Source organism: Mesorhizobium sp. M7A.F.Ca.CA.001.10.2.1 (assembly GCF_003998575.1).
Classification (GTDB): Bacteria; Pseudomonadota; Alphaproteobacteria; order Rhizobiales; family Rhizobiaceae; genus Mesorhizobium.
In genome coordinates this window covers 1-1,261 of sequence record NZ_RZQY01001056.1, presented here as the reverse complement: position 1 = coordinate 1,261, position 1,261 = coordinate 1, and the positions used below count along the sequence as shown (strand labels likewise).

The 1,261-nt window shown below is 65.2% G+C and carries 3 protein-coding genes; all 3 read right to left on the bottom strand.

Features of this window, described 5'->3' with window-relative positions:
• Positions 1-70: 70 nt before the first annotated feature.
• Positions 71-373 carry an HPr family phosphocarrier protein gene (locus EN964_RS34990; protein ID WP_127271907.1) on the bottom strand — a complete coding sequence of 101 codons (303 nt, stop codon included), beginning with the start codon at positions 371-373 and terminating at the stop codon, positions 71-73.
• A 21-nt stretch (positions 374-394) separates the two neighbouring features.
• Complete coding sequence (gene dhaM, locus EN964_RS34985; protein WP_013528085.1) at positions 395-784, bottom strand: dihydroxyacetone kinase phosphoryl donor subunit DhaM; 390 nt, start codon at positions 782-784, stop codon at positions 395-397.
• Positions 781-1,261: dihydroxyacetone kinase subunit DhaL (gene dhaL / locus EN964_RS34980; protein ID WP_127277472.1), on the bottom strand; the 481-nt coding region annotated here is incomplete at its 5' end. The genes dhaM and dhaL, both read right to left, overlap by 4 nt.

Genomic DNA, 1,261 nt, shown 5'->3' with positions numbered 1-1,261 from the left:
GCCCGAACCGCTTAGGCTGCAAGGTATTTCGGCTTCGGCATAACCGGCCGAAGCCGAAATACCTTGCAGCCTAAGCGGTTCGGGCATGGTCCGCGCCTTCGTCGAAATCGCGCCGCACCAGTTCGACCAGCGCGTCGACGGCATCATTGGCGCCGTCTCCGCTGGCCCTGATGTGCAACAGCGTACCCTTCGGCGCCTTGGTCGCCATCACCTTGACGATGCTCTTGGCGTCGAACCAGGGGCCGTTGGCGGCAAGCGCGATTTCCACCTCGGCGGCAAAGCTCTTGGCCAGCTTGGTGAACTTCACCGAAGGACGCGCGTGCAGGCCCACCTCGTGGGTGATCACAACGGTCGCTTCGGCGGATGCGGACATGTCTTCAAACTTCCCGTTCACTCACGACGGCGACAATTCATGTGCCGTCGCCACCACTTCCCGGAGCGAGGCGCCGCCGGAGGCCTCGGTCGCCGCCATCACCGCGCCTTCGACGATCGGCGCGTTGCAGACGATGATCTTGTGCGAGCGTGGCTCGCCGATCATCTCCACCGCCATTTCCGAGTTGGTCTCGGCACCGCCGAGATCGACCAGAATGGCGACACCGGCTTCCGACCAGGCCTTGTCGATGGCGCCCATGATCGCCTCGACATTGGTGCCGAGCCCGCCATGGCCGTTTCCGCCGCACCATGCAAGCGGCACTTCGTCGCCCACCATCTGCCGCACCATGTCGGCCGTGCCCTCGGCAACCAGCGGCGAATGCGAAACGATGACGATGCCGACATTGCTCATGGCTGACCTTCCAGCGTTTCGACGATCGTGCGCACCAGAAGCGCGGTCGAGCGTGCACCGGCATCCATGTGGCCGATCGACCGGTCGCCAAGGAACGACGCACGGCCGCGCCGGGCCTTCATCGGCACGGTCGCCTCGGCGGCCGCACCGGCGATACCTGCGATTTCCGGCGCCGTCTTTCCCTGCAGCAACGCGTCATGCACCGGCTGCAGCACGTCGAGCATGGTTTTTTGTCCAACCTGCGACTTGCCCCGTGCTGCCACCGCTTCGATCGCCTTGCCGAACGCCGCCGTCAGATTGGCGCGATCAGGCGCCGCTGAAATCTCCTTGCCGAGTGCCAGGAAAAGGGTGCCGAATAGCGGGCCGGAGGCGCCGCCGACCGTCATCACCAGCTTGGTGCCGATTGCCTTCAAGGCATCGGGCAGCGGTTTGGCCGAAAATGCTTCGGCTTCCGCGCGCACGGCCTCGAAGCCGCGC